Below are 16,724 nucleotides of genomic sequence, written 5' to 3'. Positions count from 1 at the left end.
GGGCTTTTGTATGTATTCCAAGCCTGTTTTGAAGTATAATAGAAGAACTAGTACTGGTGTAGACAGAGGGGTTAGATACATGATGCAGTCTTTATCGGACAAAATATTTATGGGTTCTTTGATTTTACTTATGGTTTCCGTTGTTGTTAGCGGAATTGGATTTCAATTCGTAAATTGGCGCTCACAAGTAACAGATGAGTTAGAAGAGAAAACGAATGAGAGCAGCTCCAGAAAGAAAGCCGTCATCGAACGGCAGGATAAGAGCTTGGGACGTGTGCTGCGCTCTTACTTATTTTGGATAGCAGTGGCAGGCATTCTCGTATCCATTGGACTTTCTTGGTTATAAGAAGTGAAGTGAAATATAAAAAGCCTCTGTACCGCCGCAGCTGCCAACATTCAGCTTCGCGGTGCAAAGGCTTTTTGGTTTGATTTAAACAATTTCATCTACGCAAGAGCTGCAGACCATCTTCCCTTTGAAATAGGTCATGTTCTCGAAATTACCGCAAAACACACAGGCGGGCATATACTTCTTGAGTGTAATGCGCTCCGGATCAACATAAACCTCAATCGCGTCACCAATATCGATATGAAGTGTTCGTCGCAGCTCAATTGGCAAAACAATCCGGCCTAGCTCGTCTACTTTTCTTACTATCCCCGTCGATTTCATTCTTACAGCCTCCTCAGTAATATGGGTCATTCGATCAAGTATGGTAAATACTTCTATTCCACATTTACACTAGAATTCCTTTTATTTACTTCATTGTTTTTGAGAAAACCATATATGATGTCACTTACATATTCGTGAGAATCATTTTCGGGCAAATTTAAATGCACCTTATTTCAGCACTCTATTCAAAAAAATTACTGGCATGAATCCGGCAGAACTAATTAAATGATAGAATAGAGAGAGATACCGTATAAATGGATCTGTGGGGAATTCTCTGACAAAAGTTCGCTCAGGACCGAGTCGCTATCGAACCGGGTGTCACTTGAGGTCACTGTCAGGCCTGTTAGGAAGGTAGATACAATTTAGCGCGGATGTTCAGTTCCTGGCGACGCCACCAGTAGTTAAGTGCTTTCCTGCAGCATATGAAAATTCGTGCGTCATGTAAATGAGGAAAACGGGGAGGAATTTACGTTGAAGCCAGTGAAATTCAGCTTAATCGGCGGGGCCGGTTTTCGGGCACAATATTATCTGCGAATCGCTCAGGCATTACCTGAGCGTTTTCAAATTAGCGGTATGGTTGTAAGGAACGAGTCCAAAGGCAGAGACATGGAAGCTAAGTGGGGCACAGCTACCTACCGCACGCTCGAACAGCTTCTGGCAATCGAAAATCCTGACTTTATCGTAGTCTCTGTCAGCGCATCAGAAAGCCTAGACTATTTGTTAAAGTTAAACGAACTAGGAATCCCCGCATTGTTGGAAACACCACCTGCACCCGACCTGCGTGGACTTGAGCTTCTTCATGATCAATTAACCCTTAACGGCGCACGTGTTCAGGTTGCCGAGCAATATCACTTTCATCCTGCTCAAGAAGCGCGTCTGGCACTTATTCAATCAGGACAATTAGGGAAAATTACGGAAACGACCGTTTCTATCTCTCATTTATACCACGGTGTAAGCTTAATTCGGAAAATGCTTGGGGTCACCTTTGAAGAAGTCAAAATAAGGGCGATGCGCTTCGAGTCTTATTGGGTTCAAGGTCCTACACGAAGCGGTCCGCCAACGGCAGATAAAAGGATACCTTTACAAAGAGATTTGGCATGGTTAGATTTCGGTGATCGTCTAGGTATTTACGATTTTACAAAGGACCAGCATCGTTCATGGGTTCGCTCGAATCACTTATCCGTTAGAGGAGAGCGCGGGGAGATCTTCGATAATCGAGTCCTTATTCAACAAGATTCGTGTGCTGAGCTTCAATTGGAGCTCAAGCGAATGAATAAAGGAGAATTGGAGAATGCGGAAGGGTATTTTCTGAAGGGGATTATTTGCGGAGAACGTTGGGTCTATGAGAATCCGTTTGCTCCGGCTAGATTGTACGATGATGAAATTGCCATTGCCAGCTGCCTGCAGAAAATGGCTGACTACACGTTTGGCGGACCTAGCTTTTATAGTCTTGAAGAAGCATCGCAGGACCAGTATCTTGGGATGATGATCGAGAAGGCCATTCAAACAGGTGAAACCATCACAGCGATGCCCCAATGTTGGGCGTTGACCGAGGAAAAAAAGAGGAGAGTTTGAAGCGGGGCGGATGTATGTTGGGGCGATTGCGCAATCATTGCTACAGCTCGTCGTGAATCAGCTCATTTAACAGAAAGCCGGATTCGTTAACGTCCATTTCTTAGACAATTCCTTCGCATGTTGACTAACCCATCCTGCATACAATGATAATGCGGAACGGGCCAGCTGACTTAAGCAATAAAGTAAGTTTCTAACGAAAACTCGAAGGAGGATGTCTAATGAATGACCGTTTGAGCATTCGAACGAATAGGGAGTACGCATTGAATCCCAGCTATTTTCCAATGCTCGCCCAGCGTTTGAAGGAGGAGCATTTGCAGATGCGCGAGCAGCTTTCTGAGATCCGAACGATGGCTGCTTCCTTGTACTCCCTTGAGGATTGCTCAATAGGAATGTGTAAGCTGATTGAACTCCAGGATCTTATTCTTTCCCTTGTTGAAGAGCTGGAACAGCATTCGGAATGGGAAGAAAAAGAATTGTTTCCTCAACTGCAATCTTATTTACATCCTACAACGGCCCTCTCTGTTTCACGTTCCATGACTGTTCTTGAGCAGGATCATGACTTGGCCAAAAGAGTTGTGCAGGCTTACGTAGATGGTGTGAATGCGATGAAAGTACCAATAGATATGGAGTTTTTACATTTGATGGCTTCGGAATTAATGACGGCATGCTTACTACTGCTCAAACACTTCACATTGGAGGAGGAGCTAGTATACCCGCTCACCGATCGCATCGTGGAACAGTTATCCTAAGTCTTTATTACATAAAAAGAGGGTTCTCTAAAGTCTTTTGACTTGAGAGGACCCTCTTTTTGTTGGTCAGCGCGGCTTGCTGACATTAAGCCTCAAGACGGCTTAGTGTTTTCTCTTCGCATTCCTTGGAGCAGAAGCTATTATGCTTCTCTTCACAAGCTTCGCAGCAAATATGCTTCAAGTGGCAGTCATCGTTCGCACAGTTGATATAGCGATCTTCTGCCGTTCCGCAGTGGTAGCATTTCCCAACGACGATATCTTCTTCTGTGCGGTTGATCGGTACCGAGATCCGCTCGTCGAAGACGTAGCATTTGCCATCGAATAGGCGACCTTGAACATCTTCGTCTTTCCCGTAACTCACAATACCGCCATCAAGCTGATATACCTCCTTGAAGCCTTCCTGTAAAAGGAAACCGGACAGCTTCTCGCAGCGGATACCTCCAGTACAATAGGTGAGAATAGGCTTGTCCTTAAATTCTTGGAGATTGTTGCGAATCCATTCCGGGAATTCCTTCGTTGTTTCCACCTCTGGCCGAATAGCACCGCGGAAATGTCCGATATCGAACTCATAATGGTTGCGGCCATCAAGGACAATGACATCTTCCTGTTGAAGCTTCTCGTAAAACTCCTTTGGCTTCAGATGTGTACCGGTTAATTCGTTCGGATTCACATCTTCTTCGAGTCGGAAGGTGACGAGCTCCTTTTTAGGACGGACAAATAACTTTTTGAAGGCATGACCTTCGCTTTCATCTATCTTGTAAATCATATCTCGGAATAGAGGGATTTGACGCATCATAGCCATGTAAGCTTCGGTTTGCTCAACCGTTCCTGAAAGGGTTCCGTTAATGCCTTCAGGAGCGATAAGGATACGTCCTTTGATGCCAAGCTTTTTGCAATAAGCCAAATGTTCGCGGGCTAAAGCTTCGTGATCTATAACGGAAACGAATTTATAATACAACAAAATGCGATATGGAGCGCCTTCTACTGTCATGATTAACCACCTATACGTATAAAATTACATGCCCCTAACAGAGATGAGCATAAGCATATAGTGACATAAATCAGCACAATTTTCAATCAAGCAGCATTTTTTGGATGCTATGGAAAACCTCCTCCAAAGTAACTGAAACGGATTGAAGTTGATTCTGGATCATGGTTGTAATCGTTTCATTTGGCTGCGGAGTCTGTTTTAACATATCTTCAAGAGCTGTTGCCGCGGCGAATACACGATTGGCATTCACTTGTGCGATTTACAGTTGCATGTATTCAGTCTTTTTGGAATGTTGGCGCGTCTAGTTATCGTAAAGGGTAACCAACCAAAGATTACTCACGATAACCAATGAGGAGTGAATATGAAATGAGAAAAAATCCTTTTAACATGTTGAAGCTTGGCGTAGTCGGATGTGCATTGCTGGTAGGTGTGAGTGGTGCTGTTTTACCTTTGACAGGGATAGCATCAGCGGAGACATCTGGACAAGTTACAGCTGTTCCAATTAGTGCTTCCGTTCAAATCAAAGATGAGGTTCTCACATCCCAAACGACGTATTTAAAAACCAATATTAAAGTGCCTCAGCTTTCGGGTATGCTGGATCCGATATATCAGGCGCAAATGAATGACATCATTTTATCCCATGCGAATAAAGATTTGGCGAATTGGGAGAAAGAGGCTGCTGATGCCGCTGCTGATGCGAAAGCGAATGGTTTCACGTACCGCCCTTACGACCTGACGATTAATTATGTCTTGAAATCGGACGGTACGAGTAATCCAGCAGGTGTTGTATCTCTTCAAATCACGACGTATGCAGCTACAGGCGGAACAGGTATGCCGCGCGTAGATACTTACAATGTGTTAAATCGCGTTGAAGGACAGCGTGTTACCCTGCAGGATCTGCTCGGTAATAAATTCAAGGAAACCGTAAACGCCGGGATTCAGGCCAAAATCAATGAAAAACCTGAGAACTATTTCAAGGATGAATTTAAAGGCATCAGTGAAGAGCAAGGTTTCTATGTGGAAAATGGCGAAGCAGTCGTACTCTTCCCGAAATATGCCATCGCGCCAGGATCTACAGGCACTCCGGAGTTCCGTTTTAGCTTGCCTGAGAATTTGACGATTGCAGCAAAACCATTAGTATCAACTCCGTTAAAAAATATGAAGTTGGATTTAATATCGAGCGATAGCGTAACGAATACACAGGGCGTAAATCTGGTGCCTTTCCGCAAAGTAGCAGAAGGACTTGGCTATGAAGTGAAATGGAATCAAGAGACATACTCTGCTGAAGTGAAGAAGGGGGCGCAATGGACGAGCGTTACTGTGGGTAATGATCACTATTTCTTTGCGAAAATGGCCCCGGTCACGCTTGGGGCAGCTCCCGTCATTCAGAACGATACGCTGTATGTACCTTTGAAATTCGTGACGGACATCTTGCATGCAGATGTGAAAACTGGCGATGCAGGTGCAATCCAAATTGAACAAAAAGAATAAGAAGTAGAACTGCTAAGCCTCTAGTTCCCTATTTATTTAGGTGAACTAGAGGCTTTTCCATTACACATTATTGAAAGCGGTTGCGTATACTATTACATCTCGTAAATAGGAGGTGGAAGATGTCCATGTATATGAAAAATTTATTGTCTGCTTGCATGGGTCTTTGGTTTCTGGTAAGCCCCTGGATTTTCGGCTTTGAAGCTCAAACGAATGCACTTTTCGCCTGCGCACTATTGGGAAGCTTGCAATTCGTAGGTTCTATGCTAGCCCTAGGGAAAACAGGTAAGAAGGTTTGGCAAAATTGGCTTTGTTTTATCATAGGGGCTATCTTTATCGTCGTTCCCAATGTGTACCACCTGGATTTGATGGCGTTTTTTTCTTTTGTTGTACTTGGCTTGATGACAATACTGGTTAATTACGCCAATCTGTATGCCGATCAGCAATGATATTGTATTTGGAAATGTGTGATTGGCAAGAGGTTGGTTTATACTGAATATAGAGATTTCAGGAGCTGGCACAGGCGAACCCTGTGCTTGATCATGTTGAGCACTCTTTGAAGATTTTGGACAGGCAATAAGAGGTCCAGCGACCTACTTTGATATTTGGTGGAAAGGGTGACTCGTTTGAACTATGACAACTTGACGCTGCATACGGATAAATACCAGATCAATATGATGTACGCGCATTGGCTGCAAGGTACTTATAAGGAGAAAGCTGTTTTCGAGGTATACTTCCGTAAACTGCCATTTGGGAGCGGGTATGCCGTTTTCGCTGGTTTAGAGCGGGTAATCCATTACATTCAGAATCTGCATTTTGGCGATCAGGAGATCGCCTACTTGCGGACACAGGAAGAGAATTATCGGGAAGAATTTCTGGTGGCGCTGCGCGAGTTTAAGTTTCGTGGAGACCTGCAAGCTGTACCGGAAGGAACATTAGTTTTCCCGAATGAGCCGCTCGTGCGTGTTGTGGCTAGCATATTCGAGGCGCAGCTGGTTGAGACCGCGATTCTCAACTTCGTGAACTACCAGACGCTTATTGCGACGAAAGCTTCTCGGATCAAACAGGTTGTATCCCATGATGTGCTGCTCGAGTTCGGCACAAGGCGCGCCCAAGAGGCTGACGCCGCCATCTGGGGCGCAAGAGCTGCCTATATCGCAGGGTTCCATGCGACATCCAACCTCAGAGCCGGGATGCTGTTCGGCATCCCGACCAAAGGTACGCACGCCCATGCATGGGTGCAGGCGCACGATACGGAAGAAGAAGCCTTCCGTGCTTATGCAGAGGCGCTGCCAGAGCAAGTGACGCTGCTCGTCGATACATACGATACGCTGCGCAGCGGTGTACCGAACGCGATTAAGACGGCGCGTATGATGCAGAGCCAGGGCAAGAGCATGAACGCCATTCGCTTGGATAGCGGCGATTTAGCGTATTTATCCCAGCAAGCTAGACGGATGCTGGATGAAGCGGGCTTTCCCGAGGTGAAGATCGTCGCATCGAATGATCTGGATGAGAACATCATCGAGGGGCTGAAAGCCCAAGGTGCCAAGATCGACGTCTGGGGTGTTGGCACCCAGCTCATTACCGCTGCCGATCAGCCTGCGCTGGGCGGGGTTTACAAGCTCGTTGCGCGGGAGAAAAACGGTGAATTCATGCCGGTTATTAAGCTTTCGGGCAATCCCGAAAAGGTAACGAATCCCGGCTTTAAGGAACTCTACCGCATCATGAGCAAGAAAACAGGTAAAGCGGAAGCGGATTATTTGGCGCTTCAGCATGAAGTAGATATTAAGAATGGTGAGCGGATCAAGCTGTTCGACCCCATCCACCCTTACATATACAAATTTATTGATGATTACGAAGCCATTCCGCTGCTCCAGAGCATATTCGTCGCAGGTGAGCTTGTCTATGAACTGCCGACGTTGGGCAGGATTCAAGCTTATCACGCGGAACAGATGCAATCCCTCTGGCCTCAGTATCTCCGTAAGCTCAATCCGGAAAGTTATCGTGTGAATTTAAGCATGGCCCTTTGGAACCTGAAGATGGATTTGATTCATCAACACACAACAATGTGATCTAATGTATTCTTTAGCCACGGGATTATTTTTTTCTATCTACCTCAGTTCAACAATGTAATCATCTGATACACTTCGCGATGATCGCCGGGGAGCAAGTAATCCGCGACTTTGAGCTGGGAGGAACCATCGCCGTCTAGGAACAGCCCGTCCACGAGCTGTCCGTCTCCAACCTGCTCCTGAACGGCGGTGCGAAATTGATCACCCGTGCAAGGCGTCGGAGCAACGACTAGATAAACATTGTTATTTCTATCGTAGACGATACCTGAGCGCATTCGCTTCTCGTCAATGACCGGCATCTCTTCCGATATCGCTTGCGCGGCCCATCCGTCTGGATTCGCCAGTCCCATGCTCACACCTCCCTGCGCCCAATAATGAGCGCGATCCATTACCTTCAACTCATTCGCATTTTCAACGACTTGAATGGTGAAGGTTCGAGCCTTCTCATCCCAGACAAGCGTTCCCCGTTTGCGGTCAATATTAAACCAGCCGGAGCCATAATCGCCTGGCTGCCCTTTGACGGGATGGTCATTAATGACAGCGATGCTAAGTAGATAACTCTGCCAAAAAAAACCGCCATTAATCCCATTTTCCTTCATATCCGTCACATTAGATGTAATGGCCTTAAGCCCAATGTTTTGAGGCGGAGTCCGAATGGTATGGATCGTGACGCCATTACTTGCTTGGCTAATGCTATATTCAGAAATAGGCAGGTTAGGTGCTCTTACCTTTCCATGGGTTCCCAAGATGATGGTCCATATAAAACTAGTTATCATAATAAGGATATAGATAAGTAGGTAGGCTGCTTTTAATTTTACAAGGCGGTACATGTACATGGGGGCAACTCCTATTCTCTTAAATCGGCTCATTTCTATAAATCTATGAAAATAAATTCAAAATATGCCTGTTCCACGAAAAAAAAGCCCATCCGGTAAGTGATCGAATCACTCAGGCGAATGGGCTCTATATTTATGTAAGAATTGCGATTAAAAAATAGGAATTCTAGCCTTATTCCCATCCTTGGCATATAAAATTGCTTCAGAACTAAACAAATCAACATGATCCAAGGAATTAACAAGGTTCATCGTTGTAAATTTGTTATAACGTAGAGCATTGATCAGAGAGGGAATTAATTTATGGTCCGTTCCAACAAAATTTACAGAAATAGGCCTCTTGTTAAATAAAATATTCATTTTCACTTCAATTCATCTCCTATCTGGAAAATTAAATAAGATTAACTAAGTATTAAGAGTATCATCTCTTTTTCAATAAGTCCGTCGATTAACGTTGTCGAAACAGCGCTATTTCTGTCGGATATATAGGCAGGTGTAAATAGACCGCTCAAACCTTTACATTCAAGCAGTCTTTTCTTATATTAGAGAAAACGGCGATGATGCTTCTTACCGTCAAAGGTGAATAATACAGGCTTATCTTCGACTACAGTGTGCATATGAATGGATTTACCCCAGAGCTTGTAAATGTAGGGGAGCGTTCTCTCAACGTATTTGAGATCCAGTTCAACACCTTCGAAAGCGTGCTTCAGATACAATTCACCGCTGCGCTGGTAGTCGCCATCTTCCACTACGATGTAGGGGAAGCCGCCATTAACACGCGAGTAGATAAGCTGATCCCTGGTATTTTCCCACGTTTTGTCCGTAATCTTCCACTCAGGACCCTTCTTCTCAAACACATATAAATCGAGTTCTTCCACAAGTGGTTTATTCAAATAATTCCGGATAAAAGAGGTATCCGATTCGTATTCGCGAACCTCGAATATTTTACTCCGGCCTTCACCGGGTTTCCGTCCTAGTGTCCTTATTTCCTCTTCTGTTGGATTGTCCCAATGCTTCTCGATATCTTCGTAAATCTTGAGTCCCAGATAATAAGGATTCAAGGAATGGCGGGAGGGAACGACGACGGAAGAGTTGAGCTTGGAGTACTCAATGGTTTCTTCCTCTGTCAAATCCAGTTCGCGCAGTATGCGTTGATGCCAGTACGAAGCCCAGCCTTCGTTCATGATTTTCGTTTCTAGCTGTGGCCAGAAATAAAGCATTTCATCGCGCAGCATCGTAAGAATATCCCGCTGCCAATCCTCCATATAAGGAGCGTTCTCTTCGATGAAGAGCAAAATATCTTTCTCCGGTTGGGGCGGAAAGCGTCTGCTTTCTTCTTTGTCCTGTGGAGTGACTGGTTTACTTTTCGTATCAAGATCCCATAAATCTTCATAACCATAAGTCGCTTCAGAACGCGCAGCGGGTGCGGAGCCTTTATGTGTTTCCTGACGCTTCCGCGACTGTCGATACGACAGCGTGAGTACAGGATCAATATGTTCTTGAATAGCGAGAACAGCGTCAATGAATTGTTCCACTTCGTCAATACCATACTCGATTTCATACTGACGAATTCTTTCCGCTGTGGCTGACATGCTTTCAACCATATTCCGATTCGTCTTTGAGAAGCGGACGTTGTTTTTGAAGAAATCACAGTGAGCTAAAACGTGAGCGACAATGAGCTTATTTTGAATGAGCGAATTACCATCTAATAAGAAGGCATAGCAGGGGTCCGAGTTAATGACGAGCTCATAAATTTTGCTCAAACCTAGGTCGTATTGTGTCTTCATGCGATGGAAATTTTTACCAAAGCTCCAATGGCTATAGCGGGTTGGCATCCCATAAGCCCCGAATGTGTAAATAATTTCTGCGGGACAAATTTCATACCTCATAGGAAAATAGTCCAGTCCAAAGCCCTTAGCAATCTCCGTAATTTCATCAATGGCGTATTCAAGCTGCTGGATTTCCGATTTATTACTCACTGAACAGCCACTCCTTCCTGCTTGGTAAAAAAGGTTTTCAACGCTTTGTATACTTCGCCTTTCTCACGGATGACGTAATGTAGAAATTTGGGGTCATGGATATGGCGAAAAGCGGACATCAATGTGCTGCTGCGATTGTACTGATTAACCTCTCCGTACCCGAACATGTTAGAGCGCTCCATTAGTTGGGTAATGAGCTTTACACAGCGTTCGTTATCAGACGTCAAATTATCTCCATCTGAGAAATGAAACGGATAAATATTAAATTGCGAAGGTGGATATCGTTTGTCGATAATATCAAGCGCTGTTTGGTAGGCAGAGGAGCATATCGTCCCGCCGCTTTCACCTTTAGTGAAAAATTCTTCCTCCGTGACCTCTTTGGCTTCCGTATGGTGAGCAATGAATACAATTTCCACATTCTCATACTTCGTACGCAGGAAACGCGTCATCCAGAAGAAGAAGCTGCGGGCAATATATTTCTCAAAGGAACCCATGGAGCCGGAGGTATCCATCATCGCAATGATAAGCGCATTGGAGTGAGGCTTCTCAATATCATCCCACGTTTTGAAACGAAGGTCATCGGGACTGATATGATGGATCCCAGGGGAGCTCGTTCGTGAATTGCGGCGCATATTTTCCATGATTGTCCGTTTCTTATCGATATTAGACATGATACCTTTTTTGCGGATATCGTTGAAAATGATTTCCGTCGTCGTCATATTGCGTTTCTCTTTTTGCTTCAAATTAGGCAGCTCAAGCTCTGAAAACAACATGGCTTGCAGCTCCTCCATGCTCACTTCCGCCTCATAATAATCCTCGCCGGCCTGATCGCCCGCACCCTCGCCTTTTCCTGGGCCTTGAGCAGGCTGTGGATCTGTTCCCAACACATCGCCAACCTGAGAGTCGCCGTCTCCCTGACCGACATGCTTTCCTTTACTAAAGTTATAACGGAATCGGTATTCGTCCAGACTCTTAATAGGTACCTTCACGACCTGCTTCCCATTGGACATGACAATACTCTCGTCGGTGACCAGATCAGGAAGGTTCTGTTTAATGGCTTCTTTCACTTTCTCTTGGTGCCTAGTCTGATCTTGGTATCCTTTACGGTGCAGTGACCAATCCTCACGGGAAACGATAAATCGGGGTTCTGTCATGCGGACACCTCCTTAGAGTTTTCGTAGAAAACTGGTGCATAATTGTTTTTTAATGATATGGCAAGCTTAACGCTGAGTGGACATGGCTAAAAAAAGGGCTTGTTACTAAATATATTCAAGTGAGTGTGGGATATGTGAATGGGGTATGGGGGAATTTTGAGATGATGGTTTGATTTAAAGCAATCGTCTATAATGAAATTAGCTCGGATTCAGGAACTCAATATAAAGATCTTAAGCGATGAGGGGGGAGTCCGTGAACGAGAAGGATTGTTTGATGCTTCAGTATATTTCTGAGGAGCAAAACCTGACTAAAGCAGCGGAACGTCTATACATTACACAACCTGCGTTAACATATCGACTCCAACAAATTGAAAAAGAATTTGGCGTCCCCATCTTTACCAAAAGCTCAAAAGGAGTAAAGCTTACTCCTGAAGGTGAATATTTAGTTGCTTATGCCAAAAAAAATCTGATTGATTTGAGAAACACGAAGGACTATCTCGTAAACATGCGAGGTGAAGTAAAAGGGAATCTTAGAATAGGCGTTTTCAGCTATTTTGGCCTTCACAACCTTCCTCCATTATTAAGGAATTTTATTAATACGTACCCTAATGTGCAAATCAATGTCAACACGGGGTGGAGTGACGAAATATTTGAATTATTGGTCCTTGAAGATATCCACGTGGCGATTGTCAGGGGGGAGTTCCAGTGGTTTGACGAGAAATATCTGATTAATGAAGGAAACATTTGCATTATATCTCAAGAAGAAATAGCAATAGACAGTTTGCCTTCATTATCTAGGATTAATTACAAAGTTCCTAAGCAGATCGGTAAATCATCGGGTAGTTATGTACAATCACACTCATCTTTGAGCCGAACTATTGAAGATTGGTGGTATGAGAGATTCAAGGAGCCGCCTATTATAACCATGCAAGTGGATACCTATGAGACCTGTAAAGAAATGGTGAAGAACGGATTGGGGTACGCTATTATTCCTAGTATTTTCGTTAGACCGGATGATGGATTGCATGTAATAAATCTGGTGAGGAACAACGGCGAGTCAATTAAAAGAAACACATGGATGTTGTATCGAGAGACATCATTGCAATATACAATGGTTAATCGCTTTGTCTCTTATATCAAAAATTTATCATAAAAATGACTGGGAACCGGTAACATGGGTTCCTCTTTATGTTTCATGTAAATTTATTTAACATGGTATTTAACGCGTTATAAATTTTTTTTTGGTATATTCAAAGAAAATATTAATTTTACTTATGTGACACTGGTGATTTAAAATTAACTTAATAATAGTGTGTTTTGTATCCGCTTTTATTTACATTCGAGGTCGTTTATGATCCTATACTCTGTTTTTTTGCAATTTTAATACATAATATGTCAATTAAACTAACACGGAAGTTAAAGTCAGAATTCGAAAGGCGCTGAAAAGATGATTGAAGAGTTATTACAAGCTAAAAAACTAATTCAGCAAGCTGTTGACGCCAGGGACACTGAAATGCGCGAAATTGCCTTAAAGATCCATGCCAATCCGGAATTAGCTTTTAATGAGTATAAAGCCGTACATTGGTTAACAGAGCCCCTAAAGAAAGCAGATTTTCAGGTGGAAATGGGGATAGCGGGCTTGGAGACTGCTTTCCGAGCTTCCTGGTCGGGTGGCGCAGGAGGACCTATTATAGCTTTTCTTGCCGAGTACGATGCTTTGCCAGAAATCGGGCATGCATGCGGTCATAACCTTATAGGTACAGCGGCCGTGGGTGCCGCTCTAGCGCTTAAGGATGCTTTTCCGGATTTCCCGGGAACCATTGAAGTTTTTGGAACACCAGCCGAGGAAGATGGCGGCGGCAAAATCATTATGTGTGAAAAAGGCGTATTTGATCATGTGGATGCGGCTATGCTTTGTCATCCGCGTCAGAGTAACATGGTGATGCGCGGAGGCTTGGCTTGTGTGGATACAACTTTAAAGTTTTATGGAAAGCAAGCTCATGCATCATCGGAGCCTGAAAAAGGGATCAGCGCATTAGAGGCATTAATTAACTCTTATGTAGCCATTAATTCATTGCGTCAGTTTTTTAAACAAGATGTAAGAATTCACGGCATTATATCGAGAGGAGGAGATGCTGCCAATGTTGTACCCGATTATTGCGAAGCGAAATTTATGTTTAGAGCTCCTACGGTAAAAGAATTGCATGTAGTCAGAGAGAAAGTATATGCGGCAGCTCGTCATTGTACAGAAGCTGTTGGAGCGAGATTCGAGATGAGCGAAGGTTTAATCTATGCGGAAAGAAATAATAATAAATATTTATCTGGTTTATTTAAAGACAATTTAACGTTAATGGGGCTTGAGGTAACCAACCCTCCAGAAAGGGGAGGAATTGGCTCTTCAGATATAGGCAATGTAGGACAAGTCACTGCCACCATACATCCGTACATAAGGATTGGAGACGTAACACCGCATACTCCTGAGTTTCGGGATGCGGCAGGGTCCGAAGGAGGCATGACGGGTTTGAACCAGGCTGCTAAAGCATTGGCTATGACCGCTTATGATTTATGTTATGATCCGGACTCGCTTCGCCAAGTTCGCGATGAGTTTGAGAAATGGAAGTCCAGTCATGAAGCTATTGAAGCAGTAACTCAATTTTAGGGGGAAGTTATTTTGAAGAAGATTTTATCTATTGTGTTTTTATGCACGATGTTAGTTCTTTCCGCATGCAGCAGTTCGTCAAAATCTTCTTCAGGAGCAGACAATCAAGGTATAGTAGAACCGAAGGACCTTGTTGTCGCATTGGGAGCGGAGCCTACTATTCTAGACCCGCAGGATAGTAATGACTCGTTATCTAATAATGCGACCGAACTTCTCTTTGACAAACTGGTCACCTTGGATAAAGACGGTAAAATCGTAGCTCAGTTGGCAAAAGAGTGGAGCACATCTGCGGACGGAAAAAAAATAACATTCAAGCTTCGCGAAGGGGTCAAATTCCAAGACGATACGCCATTGAATGCGGAAGCTGTTAAATTCACCTTTGACCGGGTTCTGAATAAAGACAATAAGCTGAATCGCTATTCGTTTTATTCCGAGTTTATCGATAAAGTGAACGTGGACAGTGAGTATCAAATCAGCTTCGATCTCAAGTTTCCATTCGGTCCTGCTTTAACTTATTTTGCTCAAGCGGCAGGCGCTATTCATAGCCCGAAAAATGTAAAGGAACAGGGGAAAAACCTTGGTAAAGCGCCAGTTGGCGCCGGACCTTTTAAACTGAAAGAGTGGGTTCCGGGTACAAAAATTGTGTTCGAGGCCAATCCTAATTATTGGGGCGGCAAGCCGAAGGTGAAGACGATTACATTTAAACCGGTACCCGAAAATTCGGCGCGTGCTATCATGTTGGAAACCGGTGAAGCTGATGTCATTTCTCCTGTAGTTCCGACCGATGTTGAGCGGCTTAAAGGGAACGACAAAGTGAATGTACTTGTATCTCCAAGCTCCAGAAGCCTTGAATTCCCTATGAATATGACGAAGGCTCCATTCAATGACGTAAGAGTCCGTCAAGCCTTAAACTATGCAGTCGATAAAGAAACAATTGTGAAAAAAATTTTAAATGGTTATGGTAAGGTAGCAGAGGCGGCTTTTGCGGAGCCGGTCTGGGGTTACTCCTCCGTTGGCGCTTACCCATATGATCCGGAAAAAGCAAAGAAACTGCTTGCCGAAGCAGGCGTGGCTCCGGGAACAAAAATTATGCTGTGGACGCCGGAAGGCCGTTATTTGATGGATCGTCAAATCGCTGAATTCGTTCAAGGTAATTTGCAGGCAGTCGGATTAAACGTGGAGTTCAAGAAATTCGAGTGGGGAACGTATAAAGGAATAACGACCAATCCGAAAAAAGACGGCTACGATATCATTTTGGATAGCTGGGGCGCTTCTACTGGAGATGCTGATTGGGCCGCGCGTCCGAATTTTGCTACAACCGGAAGCAGCAACCTCTCCGGAATCACGAACGCCGACTTGGATGCGCTGCTTGACAAAGGTATGAAAACGGCAAATCCGGATGAACGGAAGAAAACGTACAACGATGCATTAAAAATCATAAAGGAACAAGCCCCTTGGATTTTTGTGTTGGATAATAAACAGATTACTGGGGTTCGCAAAAATGTAGAAGGCGTTTATACTTGGACGAATGAAAGACTTATTTTACGCGATGCTTTGAAAAAATAAACATGGTCATTCGGGGGATGTGTTTACATCCCCAATTTTTTTACAAGGAGGCACCAGGTTGTTTAGCTATATCATAAAGCGTATGCTGCAGATGATCCCGACTTTGATAGGTGTATCCATTATTGTTTTTATCCTGATTCATGCGGTTCCAGGTGATCCGGCCCGGTTGATAGCCGGAAATGAAGCCAGTAACCAAGATGTGGAGCTCGTTCGGGAGCGGTTGGGATTAAATAAACCTTTGTATGTGCAATATGGAAGTTATGTGTTTCATTTGTTGAGTGGTGACCTCGGAACCTCACTACGCTCCGATAGGCCTGTTCTACAAGAGATCCTCACGCGCCTTCCGACCACAATCACACTTACCGTCATGGCCATTATCATTATGGTAGTGATCGGGCTTTTTGCCGGTATCTTTTCCGCCACGAAGCCAAACAGTATCAGGGATAACGCTACGATGATGTTTTCCTTGTTCGGAATATCCATGCCTATCTTCTGGTTGGGACTCATGTTGATCCTTATTTTTTCATATTACCTGCGAATACTTCCATCCGGGGGGAATGACGGGTTCAAATATTTTATTCTTCCCGCGCTAGCTATAGGACTTTCCTCTTCTGCTATACTGGCCCGTCTGACACGTTCAAGCATACTGGAAGTGATTCACCAAGATTTTGTTCGTACGGCACGCGCGAAAGGTGCTAAAGAAAAAATAGTGATTTATAAGCATACCTTGAAGAATGCGTTAATCCCGATTATTACAATCATCGGCTTGGAATTCGGTCATTTATTGGGGGGAGCGGTGCTTGCAGAGACTGTATTTTCTATGAACGGGCTAGGACGCTATGTGATTCAATCCATTCAGTTTAGGGACTATCCGGCGATTCAGGGTACTGTTCTGTTTATTGCCACGATCTTTGTCGTGGTGAACTTGGTCGTCGACCTTTGTTACAGTTTAGTAGACCCTCGGGTGAGATACGACTAAGGAAGGAGCACA

General features: G+C 44.2%; 16 protein-coding genes. 10 read left to right on the top strand and 6 right to left on the bottom strand.

The annotated features are described in order from the left end of the window. The first annotated feature begins 79 nt into the window (after positions 1 to 79). The gene (locus tag BLT91_RS05890; protein ID WP_090818022.1) at positions 80 to 346 is read left to right on the top strand and encodes a hypothetical protein; all 267 of its coding nucleotides are present in this window, start codon (positions 80 to 82) and stop codon (positions 344 to 346) included. 84 nt (positions 347 to 430) lie between these two features. Here BLT91_RS05890 and BLT91_RS05885 read toward each other — a convergent pair whose 3' ends face one another. Continuing rightward, a complete protein-coding gene (locus tag BLT91_RS05885) occupies positions 431 to 667 on the bottom strand; it encodes an AbrB/MazE/SpoVT family DNA-binding domain-containing protein (RefSeq protein ID WP_090818020.1) in 237 nt (78 codons plus the stop codon). A gap of 471 nt (positions 668 to 1,138) precedes the next feature. On the opposite strand from BLT91_RS05885, the gene BLT91_RS05880 reads away from it, so the two are divergent. Then, positions 1,139 to 2,242 carry a Gfo/Idh/MocA family protein gene (locus BLT91_RS05880; RefSeq protein WP_090818016.1) on the top strand — a complete coding sequence of 368 codons (1,104 nt, stop codon included), beginning with the start codon at positions 1,139 to 1,141 and terminating at the stop codon, positions 2,240 to 2,242. 218 nt (positions 2,243 to 2,460) lie between these two features. Further along, positions 2,461 to 2,991 carry a hemerythrin domain-containing protein gene (locus BLT91_RS05875; protein WP_090818013.1) on the top strand — a complete coding sequence of 177 codons (531 nt, stop codon included), beginning with the start codon at positions 2,461 to 2,463 and terminating at the stop codon, positions 2,989 to 2,991. A gap of 85 nt (positions 2,992 to 3,076) precedes the next feature. Here the strand turns inward: BLT91_RS05875 and BLT91_RS05870 are convergent, their stop codons facing one another. Together BLT91_RS05870 and BLT91_RS31315 are read right to left on the bottom strand one after the other, a co-directional pair. After that, positions 3,077 to 3,982 carry an oxygen-dependent tRNA uridine(34) hydroxylase TrhO gene (locus tag BLT91_RS05870; RefSeq protein ID WP_090818010.1) on the bottom strand — a complete coding sequence of 302 codons (906 nt, stop codon included), beginning with the start codon at positions 3,980 to 3,982 and terminating at the stop codon, positions 3,077 to 3,079. A gap of 82 nt (positions 3,983 to 4,064) precedes the next feature. Beyond that, positions 4,065 to 4,232, bottom strand: coding sequence for a hypothetical protein (locus BLT91_RS31315; RefSeq protein ID WP_175532110.1), 168 nt, complete (start codon positions 4,230 to 4,232; stop codon positions 4,065 to 4,067). A gap of 116 nt (positions 4,233 to 4,348) precedes the next feature. Here BLT91_RS31315 and BLT91_RS05865 point away from each other — a divergent pair, with 116 nt between their 5' ends. The 3 genes from BLT91_RS05865 (at position 4,349) to BLT91_RS05855 (ending at position 7,542) form a co-directional block, all read left to right on the top strand. Then, on the top strand, positions 4,349 to 5,473 hold the full coding sequence (locus BLT91_RS05865) for a stalk domain-containing protein (protein WP_175532109.1): 1,125 nt from the start codon (positions 4,349 to 4,351) through the stop codon (positions 5,471 to 5,473). Between the two features lie 119 nt (positions 5,474 to 5,592). Next, a complete protein-coding gene (locus BLT91_RS05860; RefSeq protein ID WP_090818004.1) occupies positions 5,593 to 5,919 on the top strand; it encodes an SPW repeat domain-containing protein in 327 nt (108 codons plus the stop codon). 177 nt (positions 5,920 to 6,096) lie between these two features. Continuing rightward, positions 6,097 to 7,542 (top strand): nicotinate phosphoribosyltransferase, encoded by a 1,446-nt coding sequence (locus BLT91_RS05855; protein ID WP_090819747.1) that lies wholly within the window; start codon positions 6,097 to 6,099, stop codon positions 7,540 to 7,542. A 44-nt stretch (positions 7,543 to 7,586) separates the two neighbouring features. Here BLT91_RS05855 and BLT91_RS05850 read toward each other — a convergent pair whose 3' ends face one another. From BLT91_RS05850 to yhbH, 3 genes are all read right to left on the bottom strand, one after another. Then, positions 7,587 to 8,378 (bottom strand): hypothetical protein, encoded by a 792-nt coding sequence (locus BLT91_RS05850; RefSeq protein ID WP_254776806.1) that lies wholly within the window; start codon positions 8,376 to 8,378, stop codon positions 7,587 to 7,589. 539 nt (positions 8,379 to 8,917) lie between these two features. Beyond that, on the bottom strand, positions 8,918 to 10,354 hold the full coding sequence (locus BLT91_RS05840; protein ID WP_090817996.1) for a SpoVR family protein: 1,437 nt from the start codon (positions 10,352 to 10,354) through the stop codon (positions 8,918 to 8,920). Beyond that, positions 10,351 to 11,508 carry a sporulation protein YhbH gene (gene yhbH, locus BLT91_RS05835; protein ID WP_090817993.1) on the bottom strand — a complete coding sequence of 386 codons (1,158 nt, stop codon included), beginning with the start codon at positions 11,506 to 11,508 and terminating at the stop codon, positions 10,351 to 10,353. Before yhbH ends, BLT91_RS05840 begins: the two co-directional genes overlap by 4 nt. Before the next feature lie 253 nt (positions 11,509 to 11,761). On the opposite strand from yhbH, the gene BLT91_RS05830 reads away from it, so the two are divergent. From BLT91_RS05830 to nikB, 4 genes are all read left to right on the top strand, one after another. After that, positions 11,762 to 12,661 (top strand): LysR family transcriptional regulator, encoded by a 900-nt coding sequence (locus BLT91_RS05830; protein WP_090817990.1) that lies wholly within the window; start codon positions 11,762 to 11,764, stop codon positions 12,659 to 12,661. Positions 12,662 to 12,955: 294 nt separating this feature from the next. Beyond that, complete coding sequence (locus BLT91_RS05825; protein WP_090817988.1) at positions 12,956 to 14,167, top strand: M20 family metallopeptidase; 1,212 nt, start codon at positions 12,956 to 12,958, stop codon at positions 14,165 to 14,167. Between the two features lie 12 nt (positions 14,168 to 14,179). Then, the gene (locus BLT91_RS05820; protein ID WP_090817985.1) at positions 14,180 to 15,733 is read left to right on the top strand and encodes a glutathione ABC transporter substrate-binding protein; all 1,554 of its coding nucleotides are present in this window, start codon (positions 14,180 to 14,182) and stop codon (positions 15,731 to 15,733) included. Positions 15,734 to 15,791: 58 nt separating this feature from the next. Next, entirely contained in the window at positions 15,792 to 16,712 is a 921-nt protein-coding gene (nikB, locus tag BLT91_RS05815) for a nickel ABC transporter permease (RefSeq protein WP_090817982.1), read from the top strand. Positions 16,713 to 16,724 lie beyond the last annotated feature (12 nt).

This window comes from Paenibacillus sp. yr247 (assembly GCF_900103825.1).
Taxonomy (GTDB): domain Bacteria; phylum Bacillota; class Bacilli; order Paenibacillales; family NBRC-103111; genus Paenibacillus_E.
Note: the sequence above shows the minus strand (reverse complement) of the source record. Positions and strands in the feature narration are given on the sequence as shown.